We start from the raw sequence: 21771 nt of genomic DNA on the forward strand, positions 1-21771 counted from the left end.
CAGCACTCCGGTACGGGTTTCATAATGAATTAAAATTCAATCTAACCGTATGAATATGCATTTTCAACCCTGACGAGAATAATCTTTTATGTTTTGTGTAGTGGCGCGACAGGCAGTATGGGAAAATAATCACTTATTGCCGAACTCAGAGAGGATATCGCCATGGCATTTGAAGCATTGTTGGAAGAGCAGCGTGAAGAGACGCGGCTGATCATCGAAGAACTGTTAGAGGATGGCAGCGATCCCGATGCGCTCTATACCATTGAGCACCATCTCTCCTGTAACAACTTCGACTCACTCGAAAAAGCGGCGGTGGATGCCTTTAAACTGGGCTATGAAGTCACCGAGCCAGAAGAGCTGGAGCTGGAAGACGGCACGACCGTGATGTGCGTGGACATTCTCAGCGAAGGCGCGCTGAAAGCGGAAATCATCGATGCCCAGGTAGAGCAACTGGTAAACCTGGTGGCGAAATACAACGTTGACTACGACGGCTGGGGCACCTATTTCGAAGATCCCAATGCCCCGGATGACGATGAAGACGACGGCGAGGCTATCGACGAAGACGACAACGGTATTCGTCATTAATTAACGCCGGGCGGAGCCTGCTCCGCCTTTTCTGTTCCCCTGTGTTGTCTGACCGTCATGAATTACGCACCCTTACTTGAACCCATACATCAGTTTTTACGCTGCCGCACACCTCAGGCCTGGATTGATGAGGCGCGCAAACCGGAAAACCTGACTCTGCTGCTCACCGATCATCTGGTGTGCGAACTCAAAGCGGCCCAAACCGCGGTGTGGCTGATCCGCAAATACGTTGCCGACAAGCCCAGCGGTGACCAGATTCTGGCCTGGCTGAAGCCTTACGAGAATTTTATCTTTCGTGAGGACGGCGACAGCGATTTTATCAATGCGCATAAAACGCTGACCAAAGCCATTATCGTACGTAACGAACTGCCGTGGGCTGACGATCTGGTTGAGAAGATGGTGCTGCTGATCAAAGAAGAGCTGCACCACTTTTATCAGGTGTGGGAAATTATGCAGTCGCGTGGGCTGGTTTATCAGAAAATCACCTCAAGCCGTTATGCGAAAGGTCTGCTGCGTGAAGTGACCACCCACGAACCCGATACGCTGGTGGATAAGCTGATTTGCGGTGCCTATATTGAGGCGCGCTCCTGCGAGCGTTTCGCCAGCCTGGCACCTTACCTGGACAGCGAATTAGAGAAGTTCTATATCTCGTTGCTGCGCTCAGAAGCCCGTCATTATCAGGACTATCTGACGCTGGCGGCGCAGATTTCGCCAAAAGATATTACGGCGCGCGTGCGGGCGATTGGTGAGGCAGAGGCGAAGCTCATTGCTGAGCCGGACACGGCGCTGCGCTTTCACAGCGGTGTGCCGGCGTTCTGATGAGAGTAAACGGTCTCTATCTATGACCGTTTACTGTTTGTAAATGTAATCAGATAGAATTTATTTATAATAAAAAGATAAATATTAAGTGTTAGTTTAATGCGAATGCGTTACCTCAGATAAATATAATTTGCGTCACTCATCACAGAATGTTTTTTCTGCTCTGATTTTTATTTGCGGAATAAGTATATTGCTCTTGCCGAATTAGGGTTGTTATTTTTCAAGCAAAACCTGATTCATAATTCTTCTCTGCCAGAGAGGATTATGAATCGGGTTTTTTTTCGTCGGGTATAACCCGGAAACAGAATTAGCGACTTTCTTTGAAGCCACTTTTCCTGAAAAGCGTTTAATGGAAGGATTCATAAAATGAGGAGAAAGACCTGTATTTCGCTATTTATCTTGCCCTTTTTGCAGCCACCTGTTGCATGGGCTGAGTCTTCGCAAGCGTTAGCGCTCTCTGACTCCGCTTTCCTGCGCGATTCTCAGTTCAATCTCAGGCTGCGTAATCACTGGAAGTATCTCAAGGAAAATGAAGCACAGCCTGTCACTGTTCATAATGCCTGGGGACAGGCGGCCAGTCTGAATTTTCGTTCCGGCTATCTGTGGGACTGGCTGGGATTTGATGCAACCTATACCCGAGCGATCAGGCTGGCAGCCAGCGACAACTTTGCTACGCGCGGCCTGCTTTACGACAGCGGCGGTAATCAGCGAAAAGCTGATGCGCATGGCTTTAGCAAGTTTGGTCAGCGCTATCTGAAAGTGAAGCTGGGCGACGGGCACGCAGGATTGGAAGGGAAAGCGGGCTGGCAGGCATTAAAAAATACCGGCGTGCTGACCACCACTGACCGCTTATCACGCAATAGTTACTTAGGCTATAGCGGCATGCTCAGCGGACAGAAGGTGCGGCTGGATTTGGCTTACGTGACGAAAACGATCCGACACGACTCGCCAGACAGTCTTGCCCTACAAACGCAGGACAAACGGAAAATTGCTGCGATCTATACGGGCGGCCTGAGCTATAACGGTGAACGCGGACGGTTCACTTATGCATTTGGCGAAGCGGACGCCTACCAGCGTCGCCATGTTATCGAAGCGAGTTACTCCCTTTCTCCGCACTGGCGTTTGTCCTCTCAAGTTTATGGCAGTCAGGGGCTGGAAAATTATAAAAGGATGTCCGCCAGCACAAGATCGTTCGATGATAACGCGTGGCATTATGTTGGTGAAGCTGAATGGATTAACACTGGATGGACACATAAATTCGCTGCCGCCTGGAGCGCCGCGCCCAAACATAATGCGGTGGGATATTATGCGCGCCCGCTGACCAAAAATACCCGTGGTCGTTTTAACTCGCTGACTTCTGCCGGAAAAGATTACACCCGCGATAAAGAACTTGCGCTGGTGTCGCAGACGATGTTTGAAATCTCAAAAGGCGTGTTTAGTGGCATTCAGATTAATTATGGACAGTTTACTTATCGTCATCAGCGTATACGTTCGGGGGAATTTGCGCTCATCAATCGTTTCACTGAACCTCATCCCGCCCTGAAGAATTTATCGATTTTTACATTGTTCGGCTATGGCTGGTCCTACAAAAATAATAAAGAAACACCCGTTTTTAATGCGCAAGGAAGGTATATGCGTTCTCCCAACCTGTCTGCGGAGATTGCGGTTGAGTATAAATTAAACCTGTTTAAATAAGGAAAATACGATGAAAAGAATAGTTAAAGCATTGCTGGTTTTTATGATGGTGGGGACTCTCGCAGGCGAAGCCATCGCCGCCGATGTGACCCTGTTTGTTACGCGGCATGGCAAAACAATGTTTAACACGGTGCAGCGCGCACAGGGCTGGTCCGATACGCCGCTAACCGCTTCTGGGGCGGCGGTAGCGGAGCAGTTAGGGCGAGGACTTCAGCCTCTTACTTTCATCGCAGCCTGGTCCAGTGATGCTGGCAGGGCCAGAGAAACCGCGCAACGTGCTATGAAGTCATGGAAGCGGATTCCCACGCTTAATGAACATAAAGGATTGCGCGAAGTCTGTTTTGGACTTTATGAAGGTGATCTGGATAAGAATATGATTACTGCTGCGGCGCTTCAGGCTGGCTATACCTCTGATGCGGCGATGATGAACGCATTCAGCGCAGGTAAGATTCACATTGACGGGATTATTGATGCTATTCATCGGGCCGAAGCGTCGGGTACAGCCTCACTGCCGGGCATCAACTCCACCGGACAGGCTGAAAGCTATCAGCAGGTGGCAAAACGCATGCTCGAAAGCATGACAGAAATTGCACAGCAGGCTCAGCAGCAGGGCGGTGGTAATGTGCTGGTCGTCAGCCATGGCATGGCGATTACCGCGCTATTGCAAGCCCTTGGCGATACGTCGTTAAAGCAGTCGCTCGAAAATGCGAGCGTTACACGGCTGCGCTACACAGATAGCGGAGAGTTCGTCATTGAGTCCGTTAACGACATGCGCTACGTCGAGCGCGGCTTATAGTGCCTTTAGCATCCGCACTTCGCAGTCGACATGGCCGGTGCAGCCCATCGCGCTGTCGATATGCTCAAAGCCCAGTGACTCATAGAGTTTAATCGCCCGTGTCAGGCTGGCGGTGGTTTCGAGATAGCAGCGGCGAAAGCCGTGGCGGCGTGCATGATCCATCGCCCGCAGCGCCAGCTCGCGCGCCAGACCCTGACCGCGCACCGTCGGCAGAAAATACATCTTCTGCAGTTCACAAATGTCAGGTGCGCTACAGGCGAGAGGCGCAACACCGCCGCCGCCAGCCACCTTGCCCTGATATTCAATAATCCAGTAGGCGCTCTGTTCGGCACTGTACAACTCAAACAGGTGGTCAAGCTGGGGATCGGATACGGTATAGCCCTTGTCTGCCGTAAGGCCGAACTCGGCCGATACGTTGCGAATCACCTGGGCGATGTGCGGATTGTCGGCCGCCGTAATCGGCCGCACCAGGAGGTCAAAACGCGGGTTGGCACTGGTCGTCATCATCTCTTCCGGATTTGTACGAGGTCAAAAAAAAGCCGGGCAAGCCCGGCTTTATGAATAAGCTGTCAGCTACGATGCTTACAATGCCGCAATGACCGCCTGCTGTTCAATCAGTTTTGCTTTTGACTGTTCCATCTCAGCAACGCGCTCGCGCTCTTTGGCGACGACCGCTTCTGGTGCGCGCGAGACAAAGCCTTCATTCGCCAGCTTGGTCTGGATTTTTTCGATTTCCACATCCAGCTTCAGCAGCTCTTTGGCCAGGCGCTCCAGCTCGGCGGTTTTATCCACCAGATCCGCCATCGGGATCAGCAGCTCTGCGCCTTCGACGATTTTGGTCACCGAAACCGGACCTTTCTCGCCCGCAGGCAGAATGGTCAGGCTTTCCAGCCGCGCCAGGCGTGACAGGAAGTTACGGTTCGCCTCAACGCGGCGCTGGGCAGCAGGGGAGCAGTCACGCAGCAGCACATCCAGCAGCTTGCTGGGCGCGATGTTCATCTCTGCACGAATGTTACGGACGGCGATGATTGCCTGCTTCATCCACTCGATATCGGCCTTAGCTTCAGCATCTTCTTTCGCCGCGTCGTACTGCGGGAACGGCTGCAGCATGATGGTGTCATCGCTGATGTTTTTCAGGCCCTTCACGCGCTGCCAGATGGTTTCCGTGATAAACGGAATAATCGGGTGCGCCAGGCGCAGCAGCGCTTCCAGCACATGGACCAGCGTATGGCGGGTGCCACGCAGTTCTGCTTCGCTGCCGCTGTTCATCACCGGCTTGGTCAGCTCCAGATACCAGTCACAGAACTGGTTCCAGGTGAAGTCATACAGGATGTTCGCCGCAATATCGAAGCGATAGCTGTCCAGCGCCTCACGGTAGGCTTTTACCGTGTGGTTGAATTCCGTCAGAATCCAACGATCCGCCAGCGACAGCGTCATGTCGCCGCCGTTCTGACCGCAGTCCTGGTCTTCGGTATTCATCAGCACAAAACGGCTGGCATTCCAGAGCTTGTTACAGAAGTTGCGATAACCTTCCAGGCGCTTCATGTCCCAGTTGATATCACGCCCGGTCGAGGCCAGCGCCGCCAGCGTAAAGCGCAGGGCATCCGTACCCGATGGCTCGATGCCGTTCGGGAACTGCTTCTCGGTGCGCTTGCGGATTTTTTCCGCCAGCTGAGGCTGCATCATGTTACCGGTGCGTTTTTCCAGCAGCGCTTCCAGTGAAATACCGTCAACCATATCCAGCGGGTCAATCACGTTGCCCTTGGATTTCGACATTTTCTGGCCTTCTTCGTCGCGGATCAAACCGGTCATATAGACGGTTTTAAACGGCACCTGCGGCTTGCCGTTTTCATCTTTGATGAAGTGCATGGTCAGCATGATCATGCGGGCAATCCAGAAGAAGATGATGTCGAAGCCACTCACCAGCACGCTGGTCGGGTGGAAGGTGCGCAGGGCTTCGGTGTTTTCCGGCCAGCCCAGCGTTGAGAAAGTCCACAGGCCCGATGAGAACCAGGTGTCCAGCACGTCATCGTCCTGACGCAGTGCGACATCGGCTGCCAGGTTGTTTTCGCTGCGCACCTCGTCTTCTGTGCGGCCCACATAGACGTTGCCGTTATTGTCGTACCAGGCCGGAATACGGTGGCCCCACCACAGCTGACGGGAAATACACCAGTCCTGAATATCACGCATCCAGGAGAAGTACATGTTCTCGTACTGCTTCGGCACGAACTGAATGTCGCCGTTCTCCACGGCTTCCACCGCCACTTTGGCCAGCGGTGCCGTGCGCACGTACCACTGGTCGGTCAGCATCGGCTCGATAACAACGCCACCACGGTCACCGTAAGGCACGGTTAAATCGTGAGGTTTGATCTCTTCCAGCAGGCCAAGCGCGTCTACCGCCGCGACGATGGCTTTACGCGCGGCAAAGCGCTCCATGTTCTGGAACGCGGCAGGAATCGCGTCGCTGTAAGCGGTGCTGGCTTCGCCGTTGGTATCGTAAACCTGCGCGCTGTCGCGGATATCGCCGTCGAAGGTCAGGATGTTGATCATCGGCAGCTTATGACGACGGCCCACTTCGTAGTCATTGAAGTCGTGCGCCGGGGTGATTTTCACACAGCCGGTGCCTTTTTCCATGTCCGCGTGCTCGTCACCGACGATCGGGATCAGACGATCAACCAGCGGCAGCATCACAAACTTGCCGATCAGATCTTTATAACGTGGATCTTCCGGGTTAACGGCCACGCCGGTATCGCCCAGCAGGGTTTCCGGACGGGTGGTCGCAACAACCAGATAATCTTTACCGTCGGCGGTTTTCGCGCCCTCTGCCAGCGGATAGCGGATATGCCACATAGAGCCTTTGCTCTCGCGGTTTTCCACTTCCAGGTCAGAGATGGCGGTACGCAGTTTCGGGTCCCAGTTCACCAGGCGCTTGCCACGGTAAATCAGGTTCTCTTTATACAGGCGCACAAAGACTTCTTTCACCGCATTGGACAGACCGTCGTCCATGGTGAAACGCTCGCGCTCCCAGTCAACCGAGTTGCCCAGACGGCGCATCTGACGGGTAATCGTTCCGCCGGATTCGGCTTTCCACTGCCAGATTTTGTCGATGAACGCATCACGACCGTAATCCTGACGGGTTTTGCCTTCTTCTGCCGCGATCTTGCGCTCTACCACCATTTGGGTGGCGATGCCTGCGTGGTCAGTACCGGCCTGCCACAGGGTATTTTTGCCCTGCATGCGCTGGTAGCGAATCATGGTGTCCATGATCGTTTGCTGGAAGGCGTGACCCATGTGCAAGCTACCGGTGACGTTCGGCGGCGGGATCATGATGCAAAAGCTTTCCTGGCTGGTGTCGCCATTCGGTTTGAAGTAGCCCTGCTTTTCCCAATGCTCGTAAAGCGGCTGCTCAATATCTTGCGGGTTATATGTCTTATCCATTTCTGCTATGTCGTTTGCGGCTGTGGCGGCGTTGCCGTATTCAATTGGAAGCCAACGCTGCGATAGGCTTTATAGCGATCGCGCGCCAGCTGTTTGAGAGCGTCTTCGTAAGGAACGAAGTCTATCACTTCATGGAAAGCAGTAGCAAAATCTGCGAACTGCGGCAGCAGGCTAATCAGCAGGTCGCGTGGCGAATTCCCCCGACGCTGCGGCCATGCCAGCTCTACCGGTGCGCCGTAGCGCGGACCTTCCCCGGCGAGATTGTGGGGCACAAAGGCGTTGGCGGGGCGCTGCCACAGCGCCTCATCAAGGCGAATGGCTTGCTGCTCATCTTCACAGGCGATGAGCACCCGCTTACCGGCCCGCCAGCGTGTTTCCGCCAGATCGCACACCAGCGCTTCAACGGCGGTTAAGCCCTCGCTGGATGCATCGGTTTCCAACACGTAGAAGGTTGCGTTTTTCATCGAATTGCCTGTTTAACGAAAAGAAGGGCGGAGTAAACTCCGCCCCGATGGGGTCGGTTATCCGTACGATTAATCGTCGCCGTTCAGACCGGCACGATTTAACAGGAACTGAGACAGCATCGGTACAGGACGACCGGTGGCACCTTTGGCCTTACCTGACCGCCAGGCAGTACCGGCGATGTCCAGATGTGCCCAGTTATATTTGCGCGCAAAACGGGCCAGGAAGCAAGCGGCGGTAATGGCACCACCCGGACGGCCGCCAATGTTCGCCATATCGGCAAAATTGGATTCCAGCTGTTCCTGATACTCATCGGCCATCGGTAAACGCCAGGCGCGATCGCCGGACTGCTCGGAGGCCCCAATCAGCTCATGCGCCAGCGGGTTGTGGTTCGACAGCAGTCCGCTGACGTGATGACCCAGCGCAATAACGCAGGCCCCGGTCAGGGTCGCTACATCGATGACGACTTCCGGATCGAAGCGTTCCACGTAGGTCAGCGCATCGCACAGCACCAGGCGGCCTTCAGCATCGGTGTTTAACACTTCAACCGTTTGGCCTGACATGGTGGTCAGCACGTCGCCCGGCCGCATGGACTTACCGTCCGGCATGTTTTCACAGCCCACCAGCACGCCCACCACGTTCAGCGGCAGATTCAGCTCGGCGACCATGCGCATCACGCCATAGACCGAGGCCGCGCCGCACATGTCGTACTTCATCTCATCCATGCTGTCCGCAGGCTTGATGGATATACCGCCGGAGTCAAACGTCAGCCCTTTGCCGACCAGCACAATCGGACGCGCGTCGGTATCCGGGTTGCCTTTGTACTCAATCACCGACATCAGGGATTCATTGTGCGATCCGGCACCCACGGCGAGATAGGCGTTCATGCCCAGCTCTTTCATCTGCTGCTCGCCAATCACGCGCGTCGTGATGTTTTTGCTGTAGGCATCAGCCAGCTGACGTGCCTGAGAAGCCAGGTAAGCCGGATTGCAAATATTGGGCGGCATATTGCCAAGATCTTTGGCTGCTTTCACCCCGGCGGCGACCGCCAGTCCGTGTTGAATCGCACGCTCACCGCTGGTTAACTCACGGCGCGTGGGCACGTTAAACACCAGCTTACGCAGTGGACGACGCGGCTCCGCTTTGTTGCTCTTCAACTGGTCGAAGTTATACAGCGCCTCTTTCGAGGTCTCGACGGCCTGGCGCACTTTCCAGTAGGTATTGCGCCCTTTGACGTGCAGTTCGGTCAGGAAGCACACGGCTTCCATCGAGCCGGTGTCATTCAGCGTATTGATGGTTTTCTGAATCACCTGCTTGTACTGGCGCTCATCAAGCTCACGCTCTTTACCGCAGCCAATCAGCAAAATACGCTCTGACAGGATATTCGGCACATGATGCAGCAGCAGCGTCTGACCCACTTTGCCTTCCAGTTCACCGCGGCGCAGCAGGGCGCTGATATAGCCGTCGCTGATTTTATCCAGTTGCTCGGCAATCGGTGACAGACGACGCGGTTCGAAAACACCAACTACAATGCATGCACTGCGCTGTTTTTCCGGACTACCGCTTTTTACACTGAACTCCATGCACTCTCCTGAATCTTAAAGACAACGGCCGCGGCTGCCGCTAGAATGTAGCGCGTTCGTGACCCATTTATTAAGCTAAGCAACATGACAGCGTGCTGCTGGAGGTCATAATGAATCAGGGTGACAAGATGTTGTTTTTTCATCACCCAAACGCGATTACCATACATTTCTAGCGTCGACGACGGCCATTTATGAAGAAAAATGGCTAATAAGCGTTGAAATTAGCGATTTTCCTGCAAAAAGACAAGTTTTCACAGGCGTATTAAGCGTGATCATTATTAGATATCTGGTTCGGGAAACGCTCAAAAGCCAGCTGGCTATCCTGTTTATCCTGTTGTTGATCTTCTTCTGTCAGAAGTTGGTAAGGATTTTAGGGGCCGCGGTGGATGGCGAAGTGCCGACAAACCTTGTTCTGACGCTGTTAGGACTTGGCGTGCCTGAAATGGCGCAACTTATTTTACCCCTAAGCCTGTTTCTGGCGATTTTGATGACGCTCGGGCGGCTGTATACGGAAAGTGAAATTACCGTAATGCACGCCTGCGGCCTGAGCAAGGCGGTGCTGGTCAAGGCGGCGATGGTGCTGATGCTGTTCACCTCGGTGGTGGCAGCGGTGAACGTCATCTGGCTGGGCCCCTGGTCGTCGCGCTATCAGGAGCAGGTCACACAAAATGCCAAGGCCAACCCTGGTACTGCGGCACTGGCTGCGGGACAGTTCCAGACGTCCAGCGATGGCAGCGCCGTGCTGTTCCTTGAGAACGTCAAGGGCAATCAGTTTGGTCACGTCTTCCTGGCGCAGCTACGGCCGAAAGGCAATGCCCGACCTTCTGTGGTGCTGGCGGACAGCGGGCACATGGAACAAAAGAAAGACGGTTCACAGGTTGTGACCCTGGACAAAGGGACGCGCTTTGAGGGAACGGCGCTGCTGCGCGATTTCCGTATCACCGATTTCACCAACTACCAGGCCTACGTGGGCTATAAGCAGGCAATACTCGATCCTAACGATGTGGATCAGGCCACGTTCGGCACGCTGTTAGCCAACAAAACGCCAGAGTTTAAAGCCGAGCTCAACTGGCGCCTCACGTTGGTCTTTTCCGTGCTGGTGATGGCGTTGATGGTGGTGCCGCTCAGCGTGGTCAACCCGCGTCAGGGCCGCGTGCTCTCAATGTTGCCTGCGATGCTGTTGTATCTGATTTTCTTCCTGCTGCAGAGTTCGCTGCGCTCAAGCGGTGCCAAAGGCCGCCTTGATCCGGCCATCTGGATGTGGGTAGTGAATCTCAGTTATCTGACGCTGGCGATCTTGCTTAACCTGTGGGATACCGTGCCAATGCGTCGAATTCGTGCGCGCTTTACACGCGGAGGATCGGTCTGATGTTTCGCGTTCTCGATCGCTATATCGGTAAAACGATATTTAATACCATCCTGATGACGCTGTTTATGCTGGTTTCGCTGTCCGGCATTATCAAATTTGTCGATCAGCTGCGTAAAACCGGACAGGGTGCCTACAGCGCTCTGGATGCGGGCTATTACACCTTGCTGAGCGTGCCGAAAGATATTGAAATCTTCTTTCCGATGGCGGCCTTACTGGGGGCGCTGTTAGGTCTGGGTACGCTGGCGCAGCGGAGTGAACTGGTCGTCATGCAGGCAGCGGGCTTTACCCGTATGCAGGTCGCCCTGTCGGTCATGAAGACGGCAATTCCGCTGGTGCTGCTGACCATGGCTATCGGTGAGTTTGTTGCCCCACAGGGCGAGCAGATGGCGCGTAACTTCCGCGCTCAGCAGCTCTACGGTGGTGCGCTGGTGTCAACCCAGAGCGGCCTGTGGGCCAAAGACGGCAACAACTTTATCTATATTGAGCGCGTGAAAGGCGACAATGAAATCGACGGCGTCAGCATTTACAGCTTCAATGACGATCGCCGTTTACAGAGCGTCCGCTATGCTGCGACAGCTAAATGGGATAAAGACAAGAAGCTGTGGGTTCTGTCCCAGGTAGATGAGTCGAATCTGACCGATCCGAAACAAATTACCGGCTCACAGAGTCTGGGCGGGGAATGGAAAACGAATCTGACGCCAGACAAACTGGGCGTGGTGGCGCTGGACCCGGATGCGCTGTCGATTACCGGCCTCTATGATTACAGTAAATACCTGAAGCAAAGTGGGCAGGAAGCTGGCCGTTATCAGCTCAATATGTGGAGCAAAATCTTCCAGCCGCTGTCCGTGGCGGTCATGATGCTGATGGCGCTGTCGTTTATCTTTGGTCCGCTGCGTAGCGTCTCGATGGGCGTCCGCGTGGTCACCGGGATCAGCTTCGGCTTTCTGTTTTACGTATTGGATCAGATTTTTGGTCCACTCAGCCTGGTCTACGGCCTGCCGCCCATTTTTGGCGCGATCCTGCCAAGCTTTGCCTTCTTTGCCATCAGTCTGTTTATGCTGATAAAACGGCGCTAAATGCTGACAGTCAGAAAGGCCGCGCGATGCGGCCTTTTTTAATGGGCGGGCAGACAATAAAACGTTATTTCAGGCTAAGGATGCCTGTCACAGACATAAGGTGCGATGCCCTGTCGCCCTGAACCTGTTTCAGCGACGGGAAGTGCCTGCCAGCGCGGCCTTCAGTTGAGCGCGTGTCATGCGTACGCAATATACTGGCGTCCCGCGTTCGAAACGCCAGCCTTCAGCTAACGGCCCCACATCGACCGGATCGAAGCCAAACGTGTCGTATAACGTAGCGACACGCTTTTTAGCCTGCTCATCATCCCCTGCCAACGGCAGTGCACGTCGGTTCGCATCGCCTGCAGGCAGCCCCTGAACCTCCAGGTCGGTCATCTGAATGGCATTAAACGCTTTTACGACGGTCGCGTCAGGGAACTGCTGGGCCAGTCTTTCGCTAGTGGTTAGCGTACCGTTATCCAGTTCTGCAATCTGTCCATCGCGCTCGGGATAGTAGTTTACCGCATCAATTATTAGCTTATTTTTTAGTCGTGATGATGGAAGATGTGCCACAGCGTTAAGTGGCACGGCAATCACCACCATGTCGCTAAAGTCCGCCGCTTCCTCTACGGTGCCAGCTTCGCAGCCAATCATAGGTTTCAGGCTAAATAGTGTCTGCGGTCCGCGAGAGTTACTTAACATCACCTGATGGCCTGCCTGGGTTGCCAGTCTGGCGATCGCTCGTCCAACAAACCCTGCACCAATAATGCCGATTTTCATTATGTCGTCCTCCAGTATTGTCGATAGCACTCACGTTAATTAAAAATATTTGGTTGATAAATACGCAGTTAAGAGCAAGATAAACAACAAAAAAGAGGGAATGATGGACAGGCTTACCAGCATGAATGTTTTTGTCAAAGCCGCAGAGGCCGGCTCCTTTGCTGCGGCAGCCGAGCAGCTTCGACTCTCACCTCAAATGGTGGCAAAACATATCGCCAGCCTGGAAACGCGACTGGGCACGGTGCTGCTGAACCGCACGACGCGGCGGCAAAGTCTGACGGATGTTGGCCGTAATTATTATGAACGCTGCAAGGTTGTTCTGGCAGAGGCGGAAGAGGCCGACGCGATTGCCATGGAGATGAAAAGCACACCTTCAGGCACACTAAAGGTGAGCGCGCCCCTGACTTTCGGGGCGTTCACTCTGGCACCTTTTATTACCCGTTATCTGGCACGCTATACGGAAATTCAGGTTGACCTGGAACTTAGCGACCGCTTAGTTGAGCCGTTCGAAGAAGGGTACGAAGTAGTGATTCGTATTGGTGAATTAACGGACAGTTCATTAGTTGCGTATCCGCTTAAGCCTTATCGGTTGATTGCCTGCGCTTCGTCCACCTATCTGGCACGAATGGGCATGCCCGCAACGCCCGCAGACCTGATGGATCACGTGTGTTTGGTGTATGGCATCTGGTCACCGTCCATGCCTTGTCGTTGGCATTTTCAACGCGCTGGCAGGGTTGAGGAAGTAAAACCACAGGGTCGCTTCCGTTCTAATGACTGGAAGGCGCTGTTGCACGCAGCACTGGAAGGACATGGTGTGACGCTCGGCCCGGCCGATGTGCTGAATGAAGAGATCGAAAAAGGCCGACTTATACAGATTTTGCCTGAATACGATGGACCTACGCGGCCAATGAATATGTTAATCCCCGCAGGTCGACGTCAGACGGTGAAAATTCGCAGTTTTGTTGATGCCATTAATCAGACATTTGGTCTGCACCGCAGCACAACGGACTGATTCCCGAGGCTACTTTTGGCACGCCAGCAGCGCCTCCACATCTCCCGACACAATCTGCTCAAGGTGCGCAGTAATCCATGCCGGTGATTGGTCCCACCACGCCAGCGACTCCAGTTGGGCCACGACCTCTGGGGCAAAGCGGGCACGGACGGGCTTCGCGGGATTACCGCCGACGACCGTGTAGGCTGGCACGTCCGAGGTGACGACGGAACGGGAAGCGATAATCGCGCCGTTACCTACCTTAACGCCGGGCATGATCAGCGCCTCATAGCCTATCCACACATCGTTACCGATCACCGTGTCGCCTTTGTAGGGCAGATCGCCTTCGCCCGGCATCACCTTTTCCCAGCCGTTGCCAAAGATCTGAAACGGGTACGTCGAGATGCCGGACACTTTGTGATTGGCCCCATTCATTATGAATTGCGCACCTTTGGCAATGGCGCAAAACTTGCCAATAATCAGCTTGTCGCCGATGAAGGGGTAATGGTAAAGCACGTTACGCTCGAAGTTTTCCGCGTCCAGCGGATCGTCATAATAGGTGTAATCACCCACGATGATATTGGGATTGCGAAGGGTGTTCTTGATAAAACACACTTGTGGAAAGCCTGGCAATGGATGAGGATTTGCGGGGTTGGGTCCGTTCATAAAGGCTCCTTTTAGCTGACCTCAGGGTAGCGCTAGCGCGCGACGTTAAGGTGATGCGCTCACGTCTGCGGCGGCGACTTCATCAGCATAACACCCTTTCAGAAGAGTACCTGGTGGTCAGCTTATCCCGTCACAAATCAACGCACCATACAGCGTCTCCGCCTCGTCTAACCTGCTCAGCAGGCAATATTCATCGGTCTGATGCGCCATCGACGGCTCGCCGGGGCCAAGAATAATGCAGGGCGGATTGCCCAGCGCGGGCAACAGCAGTGAAGCATCGGTAAAGTAGGGCACAATCCGCGGCACCAGCGGTGCATCATGCAGTGGCTGGCATCGTTGATAAACCGCCTGAATCCATGCCTGATCGCCTTCACTCAGCACGGCAGGCAGATCCACCAGCGTGGAAACCGTCACACTTTCACCCAGTAAGGTGGTGAGCTGCTGGCGAATGGTGGCGTGCTCAAGATTGGGGGCGCTACGAATATCCACGTCGAACTGCGTGCGGTCAGGCACGGAGTTGATGTTGAGGCCACCAGAGATGCGCCCGACGTTGATCGTCGGCTGCTTCATCAGTGGATGCGGCGCGCCGGGTGAGAAATGTTGAATTTTACCCAGCGCATCAGCCGCCAGGTAAATGGCATTAATGCCCAGCTCCGGCATCGCGCCGTGGGCGGTTTTCCCCCGGGTTTCACAGCGCAGCCACAGTGCGCCTTTGTGGCCGATAACCGGATAATTCGCGGTAGGTTCGCCCACGATAAGCGCCCCGACCTCGGGCAGCGTGACGTTTTCGATGAGCGCCCGCGCGCCGTCGCAGCCGGTTTCTTCACCGCCGGTGATCAGCAGGACAACGCCCGTACCCTGCCGAATCGCCTGCTGGTGCGTAACGCAGGCCACAGCAAAGGCGGCGACGGCCGCCTTCATATCGCTCGATCCCCGACCGTAGAGCCGATCGCCCGCGATCTCACCAAAAGCATCGTGTTGCCAGTCGGCATTGCCAAGCGGCACCGTATCCAGATGCCCGGTAAACGCCAGCGCAGGTCCGTCTTGATCGCCGGACATCCGGGCTATCAGGTTACGGCGGCCTTCACCGAAGGTGGACAGCGTGACCTCAAAGCCGTTTTCCCCCAGCCAGTCGGCAAAAAACTGCATACAGGCGGCTTCGTTACCCGGCGGATTGATGGTATCAAAGCGGATCAACTGTAACGCCAGATCCGCCGTGCGGGTGATCGTCATCAGTGGCGTACCGTTAACCAGTCGAGGCAGTTGATCCACAGCTGACGATAGCCCTGCCACTGGGAAAACTCCTGCGGCAGCCAGTGGGCCGACATATCGCTGGTCCACACCAGTGAGCGGCCCTGCTGATATTCGCGCACCGCCAGCAGTGGATGATCCGTGCCGGCGACGGTGGCCAGCAGCTTGCCTTCGGGATGCATTTCCACCTCGTTATAGCCAAGCAGCCACGGCCACTCGCCCGGCAAATCGGCAAACACCGCGTGGGATTCCGTCACGTTGGGATAGCAGCCTTCGGGCGTTTCAATCCGGTCGTCCCAGGCCAGGCAACGCACCGGCAGCACTTTTTCCACCGCCGTGTTGCGATAGCGCGCGCCGCCATTGATGCCCTGAAAACTGAAGTAGCCGCCAATCATCATCAGGGCACCGCCCGCCGCCACATAATCGTGGATCAGCGTCAGGCGATTCGCCGTGCGTTGGCTCTTCAGCCAGGTATCCGGGTGCAGGAGCAACGTGTTTGCACCGATATCCGACAGAATGATGGCGTCCCACTGTTGCAGCCCCGCCAGGGTCAGCGGAAACGCCGTCGCCGCTGCATGGGCGGGCATATAGGTGATGGCATAATCACTGTCTGCCAGCGCTGCCATAAAGTCGGTTGCGCCGTTGTGCCAGGTGGCGGTCGCAAACTGATCGAAGCCTTTAACGTGTACGGATGTGCTGGTCCAGGATTCGCCGACCAGTAAAATGTTCTTCTGCATTACGCTTCTCCCTTACCCACCAAATACGCGCTGTGGGTTAGCAATCATTAAGGTTTCAAGTTGTTCGCCGCTGACGCCGTGGCGTTTCAGGCGCGGAACAAAATGTTTAAGGATGTAGCCATAGCCGTGGCCGCCGTAGCGGGTGAGCATGGTTTTCAGGAATACGTCCTGGGACAGCAAAATCTGCTCGATAAAGCCGTCATCAATCAGTTCGCGGATAGCGCGGGCGTTCTCTTCGTCGGACGGTGACTGAGCGGACTCATCGGCGTAGTAATAGCTCATGCCGATCATGTCGTATTCCAGAAACGCGCCGCGCTGGGCCAGTTCACGCTGATAGCGCTTGTCGGCAAAGCTGGGGTTCATATGGCACAGCACCACATGACGCAGATCGGCTCCTTCGTGTTCCAGGATATCCAGCACCTTGTGGCCCAGCCGTTCCCAGCCGGGCAGGTGAACTTCAATCGGCACCCGGGTTGCTGCACTGGCGCGGCCCGCCGCCCGCAGGGATTTCTCCTCGCTGGCGGTAAAGCGGCTGGACACGCCGATCTCGCCGATCAACCCGGCGAGTACGTCGGGTTTGTCTTCCCGGCCACCAAGGTCGTAAATCAGCTTGTCAGCCAGCTCTTCAATGCTGAGGGTTTTCACCCACTCCGGGTGCGAAGGTTCCAGGTACAGGCCGGTACTCATGATGATGTTCAGCCCGGTCAGACGCGCGATGCGCTGCAGGGCTTTCGGGTCGCGTCCGATGCCGATATTGGTCGGATCGACCACCGTTTCACCGCCGAGCGCACGGAACTTCATCAGCTCCTCAATCGCCAAATCCACATCAAACAGCTGACAGTTGTCGCGGCTGATTAACGGGTTGAGTGAGAGCTCGCCCAGGTTTTCCATGCTCACCGGCATGTCCGCTAAATGGCGATCGCCACAGCAGCAGGGCGGCACCCACTTGCCGGACGCATCCAGCAGAATGTGTTCATGCATCAGTGTGACGCCCATCTCGCTGAGCGGCAGCGGCCCCAGCACCGTCATGACATAACCGCTGTGGATGCCAAGCGGCAGAGGGTCCGGATGCCGAAAAATGGAGTGTTTCATCGGCTATCCTTTCGCCGCCGCGCGGGTCGGATTGAGAATGCGGGTGTTCAGCCAGATCGCCAGCAGAATGATGGTGCCGGTGGCAATCTGGGTATAGAACGGCGAGATATGAGACAGGATCAGACCGTTCTGGATAATGGCGATCGACAGCGCGCCCAGCAGCGTACCAATCACGGTGCCGAAGCCGCCGAACAGGCTGGTACTGCCCAGCACCACGGCCGCGATCACCTGCAACTCGAATCCTTCGCCCTGATTAGATGAACCGCTGCCCAGACGGGCGGTAATAATCATGCCCGCCAGCGCGGCGGCCATCCCGCTGATGATATACACCTTCATGGTCACGGCTTTGGTGTTAATCCCACTGCGGCGCGCGCCTTCGGCATTCGCCCCAATCGCCGTCACATAACGACCAAAACGCATATGGTTCAGCACGATATGGCCGACAATCAGCACCACGATGCCAATCAGTGCCGGCATCGGCACGCCCAGCACCTTAGCGCGGCCCATCAAGGCAAACAGGCTGTCGGCAGGGATGGGAATGGAGTAACCCTGGGTAATCAGCAGCGCCACGCCGCGTACCACGGCTAAGGTCGCCAGCGTCACAATAAAGGCGGGAATGCCTTCATAGGCGATAAAGAACCCGTTGATGGCACCGACCAGCGCGCCCAGCAGCAGGCCACCCAGCAACACGACCGGCCAGGGCAGTCCCCAGCTATTCAGTGCGATAGCCGACAGTGCACCGACCAGCGCCAGCGTCGATCCCACGGAAAGATCGATCCCGCCGGTGGTGATCACCAGCGTCATGGCCGTGGCCACGATCAACAAGGGCGCACTCTGGCGAATAATATTGAGCCAGTTGGCACTGCTGAGAAAGTTGCCGGTGATCAGGGAAAACACCACGCAACAGAACACAAAAAACAGCGCGATGCTGACCACGCCAGAGTGGTTGTGCAGCAGGCGACGCGGCAACGAGTGTTGGGCCATACGGGAACCGCTCAGATTCATGATAGTCATCCTGTTACCTCGCTCAGTGCGTCGCCGCAGAGCGGGCGACAAATTTTTCGCCCACGATCAGATTGACGATCTCGCTCAGGTCGGTGTCCGCCACCCGGCGATCTGCCACGTTCGTACCTTCGTACATCACCATGATCCGGTCGCAGACCAGGAACAGATCCTGTAAGCGATGGGTAATCAGGATCACGCTGACGCCGCGCGCCGACACCCGACGAATCAGTTCCAGCACCGCTTCGACTTCGGCCACGGCAAGCGCCGCAGTGGGTTCATCCATGATCAGGACTTTGGGATCAAAGGCGGCCGCGCGGGCGATGGCGATAGCCTGGCGTTGTCCGCCAGACAGATTGCGCACCAGCAAACGCGTGTCGGGAATGGAGATGCCCAGACCTTTCAGCATTTCCCGCGCATCGGTATGCATTTTTTCCTGATCGAGAAAGGGAATGCCGAGGATCGATTTCATCGGCTCGCGTCCCATAAACAGGTTGCCTGCCACATCGACCGTGTCGCACAGCGACAGATCCTGATAAACCATTTCGATATGGCAGCGGCGTGAATCCGCAGGATTACTGAAATGCTGCGGTTCTCCATCAATACGAATCGTGCCGCTGGTGGGCACCACCGCGCCAGACAGCACCTTGGTCAGCGTGGACTTGCCCGCGCCGTTATCGCCCACCAGGCCCAGCACTTCGCCAGGCGCCAGCTGTAAATTGACGCCGCGCAGGGAACGTATCGCGCCGTAGGTTTTGGTGATATTCACCATCTCTACCCGTGCCGGGGCAGTATGTAATTGCTGCATTCGATAACTCCCATCACCACTCACGGGAAAAGCTGAACGGAGGTAAAAAAGCGTTATCCTGCACGGTTTACGCCCTTGTAAACCGGTTTACCTGCCAGATAAAGCCTTTATGCATAACCTCTGAACAACCGCTGTAACGATATTTGCTTGCCAGATACGCTATTGCAGCATCCGTGCCAGCCTGCAGCACAGGCATTACACACGCGGCCTAACCAGTTGTTTTTGAACACGTTTAAATGTTAATTTCTGGTAAACCGGTTTACTAACTATAACGCTGAGAAATCAAAAAGCTCGTTATTTGCGCTAAAATTGTGCGCTTTTGCGCCATTTTGGGACGCAGTTAGCAAATTTGTATGGAATCACGCGCCACCCATTCCACCGCAAGACGGGTTTCGGCGGGGATATCGGCTTCGTCATTCAGGATGCGCAGCATGATGTTAACCGCGGTCTGGCCCAGTTCCCGGGCGGGCTGGCGAATGGTGGAAATGCGGGGTTGGGTAAAATCTGCATAGGTGGCGTCGTCGAATCCCACCAGCGACAGCGCCTCGGGAGCCCGCAGCCCGCGCGCGCGCAGGCCATCCAGCAAGCCCAGCACCAGATAATCACTGGCGGCAAACACGGCGGTCGGGCGGTGCGTCCGGCTGAACAGATGCTGAAGCGCCTGTTCTCCAAAGGTGCGCTGGTATTCGCCGTACATCACCCACTCGGGGGGAACGTCCAGGCCTGCCTGCTTCATGGCGGTGCAGAAACCCTGATAGCGTTCGCGCACGCTCATCAGTTCATCCGGCCCGCCCACAAACGCGATGTGACGATGACCGGCAGCGATCAGTTTTTCGGTAGCAATACGACCGCCCTGCACGTTATCGGCAAAGACTTTTGGCACCAGGCTGCCGGGAATATCTTCATCCAGCAGCACAATGCGCTGATGGCGGTTAATTTCCTTACGCAGCAGTCCGTTATCCGGGTGGTTGGTGGTAAACAGCAGGCCATCCACCTGGCAGGTATCCAGCCAGCGAATAAACTGGCTTTCTTTGCCGGGATGGTTACGGGTGATGCACAGCACCAGGCTGTAGCCGTGGGCCGAAGCGGCTTCTTCCGCCGCGTCCGCCAGTTCGGCGAAGAAGGGGTTGGTGATATCGGGCAGCACCAGGCCTAAGGTTTCACTGCCGCCTTTGCTCAGACGGCGTGCCAGGCTGTTGCCGCGATAATCCAGTTGGCGAATGGCGGCTTCGATACGGTCGATGGTGTCCTGCGGCAGCATAATGCTTTGATTCATATAGCGGGATACGGTCGCTTTTGACAGCCCGGCCAGCGTCGCTACGTCGGATAACAGCACCCGTTTTTTGATCATATCCACAGCCATGTTGCCCAGAATCGGCTATCTGTAACACAGTTACGCGCAACGGATACAGTATTTTTGCGTCAGGCCTGGCGATAAAATATTCGCTTGACAAAAACTGAGCGGAAGAGAATGGTAGAGACAGTTTACCGCATTACCCGGGAGTCACTCCCAAACCGGCTTAACCCGTTTCAGGTGTTCACCATAATGGACAGTGAACAGAAACGACGTTATTCAGGTTCAGGCTGAATAAGCCCTTCCTACGATATTTGCCCGCCAACAATAATCCCTCTGCATTTCGATGCGGAGATCGACTGGTTATCGCGTATTCCCGACGAGGAATTTTATGATGATGTCATTTAACACCAGAAAATTGCGTTCTGTTGCGCTGGCAACGGGCTTACTGGCAGCGGGTTCTGTTTTTTCTTTGGCTCACGCAGCACCGACTTATGCGCTGGTACAGATTAACCAGCAGGCCCTGTTTTTTAATCAGATGAATAAGGGCGCACAGGAGGCGGCGAAAGCCAGCGGTAAAGAAGTAGTGATTTTTAACGCCAACGATAATCCCGTATCGCAAAACGACGCCATTGAAAATTATATTCAGCAGGGCGTAAAGGGCATTATGGTGGACGCGATTGATGTGAACGGCATCATGCCTGCCATTAAAGAAGCGGCTGCCGCAAAAATTCCGGTAATCGCGATTGATGCGGTATTACCGGCTGGTCCACAGGCGGCGCAGGTGGGCGTGGATAATCTGGAAGGCGGTAAGATTATCGGTAAATATTTTGTCGACTATGTGGCAAAAAATATGGGTGGCAAAGCGCGGCTGGGGATTGTGGGGGCACTGAATTCTGCGGTCCAAAACCAACGTCAAAAAGGCTTTGAAGACACCATCAAGAGCAATCCTGGCATCACCGTAGCCGATGTGGTTGACGGTCAGAACGTGCAGGATAACGCGATGACGGCGGCTGAGAACCTGATCACCGGGAACCCGGACTTAACGGCCATTTATGCCACCGGCGAACCGGCCTTACTGGGGGCGATTGCGGCCGTGGAGAACCAGGGACGCCAGAAAGACATCAAGGTGTTCGGCTGGGATCTGACCTCAAAAGCTATCACCGGCATTGATAACGGTTACGTCACGGCGGTGTTGCAGCAGGACCCGAAAAAAATGGGGGAAGAAGCCGTGAAGGCGCTGAACCAGATTACCGCAGGCAAAAGTGTACCTAAAACCATTCTGGTACCGGCCACGGTCGTGACCAAAGCCAACGTGGACAGCTATCGCGCGATGTTTAAGTAACTG

Annotated in this window: 20 protein-coding genes; 8 read left to right on the plus strand and 12 right to left on the minus strand. The window is 55.2% G+C overall.

Annotation, left to right across the window (positions count from 1 at the left end; all coding sequences use genetic code 11):
- Positions 1-162: 162 nt before the first annotated feature.
- From rraB to A6A26_RS07685, 4 genes are all read left to right on the plus strand, one after another.
- A complete protein-coding gene (gene rraB, locus A6A26_RS07670) occupies positions 163-585 on the plus strand; it encodes a ribonuclease E inhibitor RraB (RefSeq protein WP_063878187.1) in 423 nt (140 codons plus the stop codon).
- 57 nt (positions 586-642) lie between these two features.
- Complete coding sequence (locus A6A26_RS07675) at positions 643-1404, plus strand: tRNA isopentenyl-2-thiomethyl-A-37 hydroxylase MiaE (RefSeq protein ID WP_063878188.1); 762 nt, start codon at positions 643-645, stop codon at positions 1402-1404.
- A 366-nt stretch (positions 1405-1770) separates the two neighbouring features.
- Positions 1771-3099 carry an OprD family porin gene (locus A6A26_RS07680; protein WP_063878189.1) on the plus strand — a complete coding sequence of 443 codons (1329 nt, stop codon included), beginning with the start codon at positions 1771-1773 and terminating at the stop codon, positions 3097-3099.
- 10 nt (positions 3100-3109) lie between these two features.
- Positions 3110-3895 (plus strand): histidine phosphatase family protein, encoded by a 786-nt coding sequence (locus A6A26_RS07685; protein WP_063878190.1) that lies wholly within the window; start codon positions 3110-3112, stop codon positions 3893-3895.
- Here the strand turns inward: A6A26_RS07685 and A6A26_RS07690 are convergent.
- The 4 genes from A6A26_RS07690 to pepA all read right to left on the minus strand — a co-directional run bounded on the left by A6A26_RS07690 (position 3890) and on the right by pepA (position 9378).
- Positions 3890-4399, minus strand: a complete 510-nt coding sequence (locus A6A26_RS07690) for a GNAT family N-acetyltransferase (RefSeq protein WP_063878191.1) — start codon at positions 4397-4399, stop codon at positions 3890-3892. The genes A6A26_RS07685 and A6A26_RS07690 overlap by 6 nt on opposite strands.
- 78 nt (positions 4400-4477) lie before the next feature.
- A complete protein-coding gene (locus A6A26_RS07695; protein ID WP_063878192.1) occupies positions 4478-7333 on the minus strand; it encodes a valine--tRNA ligase in 2856 nt (951 codons plus the stop codon).
- Positions 7334-7338: 5 nt separating this feature from the next.
- Positions 7339-7797, minus strand: coding sequence for a DNA polymerase III subunit chi (locus A6A26_RS07700; protein WP_063878193.1), 459 nt, complete (start codon positions 7795-7797; stop codon positions 7339-7341).
- A gap of 69 nt (positions 7798-7866) precedes the next feature.
- Entirely contained in the window at positions 7867-9378 is a 1512-nt protein-coding gene (pepA, locus tag A6A26_RS07705) for a leucyl aminopeptidase (RefSeq protein ID WP_013024392.1), read from the minus strand.
- Positions 9379-9646: 268 nt separating this feature from the next.
- Between pepA and lptF the strand changes: the two genes are divergently transcribed.
- Positions 9647-10747 (plus strand): LPS export ABC transporter permease LptF, encoded by a 1101-nt coding sequence (gene lptF, locus A6A26_RS07710; protein ID WP_063878194.1) that lies wholly within the window; start codon positions 9647-9649, stop codon positions 10745-10747.
- Positions 10747-11823 (plus strand): LPS export ABC transporter permease LptG, encoded by a 1077-nt coding sequence (gene lptG, locus A6A26_RS07715; RefSeq protein WP_063878195.1) that lies wholly within the window; start codon positions 10747-10749, stop codon positions 11821-11823. Before lptF ends, lptG begins: the two co-directional genes overlap by 1 nt.
- 129 nt (positions 11824-11952) lie before the next feature.
- On the opposite strand, the gene A6A26_RS07720 is transcribed toward lptG, so the two are convergent.
- A complete protein-coding gene (locus tag A6A26_RS07720; RefSeq protein WP_063878196.1) occupies positions 11953-12582 on the minus strand; it encodes an NADPH-dependent F420 reductase in 630 nt (209 codons plus the stop codon).
- A 103-nt stretch (positions 12583-12685) separates the two neighbouring features.
- Between A6A26_RS07720 and A6A26_RS07725 the strand changes: the two genes are divergently transcribed.
- A complete protein-coding gene (locus A6A26_RS07725) occupies positions 12686-13594 on the plus strand; it encodes a LysR family transcriptional regulator (protein WP_063878197.1) in 909 nt (302 codons plus the stop codon).
- A gap of 9 nt (positions 13595-13603) precedes the next feature.
- On the opposite strand, the gene A6A26_RS07730 is transcribed toward A6A26_RS07725, so the two are convergent.
- The 7 genes from A6A26_RS07730 to A6A26_RS07760 all read right to left on the minus strand — a co-directional run bounded on the left by A6A26_RS07730 (position 13604) and on the right by A6A26_RS07760 (position 20492).
- Complete coding sequence (locus A6A26_RS07730; protein ID WP_063878198.1) at positions 13604-14239, minus strand: Vat family streptogramin A O-acetyltransferase; 636 nt, start codon at positions 14237-14239, stop codon at positions 13604-13606.
- 117 nt (positions 14240-14356) lie between these two features.
- Positions 14357-15466: a M20 family metallopeptidase gene (locus A6A26_RS07735; protein ID WP_172823919.1), complete on the minus strand. Its 1110-nt coding sequence runs from the start codon at positions 15464-15466 to the stop codon at positions 14357-14359.
- Between the two features lie 5 nt (positions 15467-15471).
- Positions 15472-16227: a glutamine amidotransferase gene (locus A6A26_RS07740; protein WP_063878199.1), complete on the minus strand. Its 756-nt coding sequence runs from the start codon at positions 16225-16227 to the stop codon at positions 15472-15474.
- A 12-nt stretch (positions 16228-16239) separates the two neighbouring features.
- Positions 16240-17319, minus strand: a complete 1080-nt coding sequence (locus A6A26_RS07745) for a phosphotriesterase family protein (protein WP_063878200.1) — start codon at positions 17317-17319, stop codon at positions 16240-16242.
- Positions 17320-17322: 3 nt separating this feature from the next.
- Complete coding sequence (locus tag A6A26_RS07750) at positions 17323-18324, minus strand: ABC transporter permease (protein ID WP_162287594.1); 1002 nt, start codon at positions 18322-18324, stop codon at positions 17323-17325.
- Between the two features lie 22 nt (positions 18325-18346).
- Positions 18347-19093 (minus strand): ATP-binding cassette domain-containing protein, encoded by a 747-nt coding sequence (locus A6A26_RS07755; protein WP_162287595.1) that lies wholly within the window; start codon positions 19091-19093, stop codon positions 18347-18349.
- A gap of 376 nt (positions 19094-19469) precedes the next feature.
- Positions 19470-20492, minus strand: coding sequence for a LacI family DNA-binding transcriptional regulator (locus A6A26_RS07760; RefSeq protein ID WP_063878203.1), 1023 nt, complete (start codon positions 20490-20492; stop codon positions 19470-19472).
- A 325-nt stretch (positions 20493-20817) separates the two neighbouring features.
- Between A6A26_RS07760 and A6A26_RS07765 the strand changes: the two genes are divergently transcribed.
- The gene (locus A6A26_RS07765; protein WP_063878204.1) at positions 20818-21768 is read left to right on the plus strand and encodes an ABC transporter substrate-binding protein; all 951 of its coding nucleotides are present in this window, start codon (positions 20818-20820) and stop codon (positions 21766-21768) included.
- Positions 21769-21771: the final 3 nt, after the last annotated feature.

Source organism: Pantoea sp. OXWO6B1 (assembly GCF_001641135.1).
Classification (GTDB): Bacteria; Pseudomonadota; Gammaproteobacteria; order Enterobacterales; family Enterobacteriaceae; genus Pantoea; species Pantoea allii.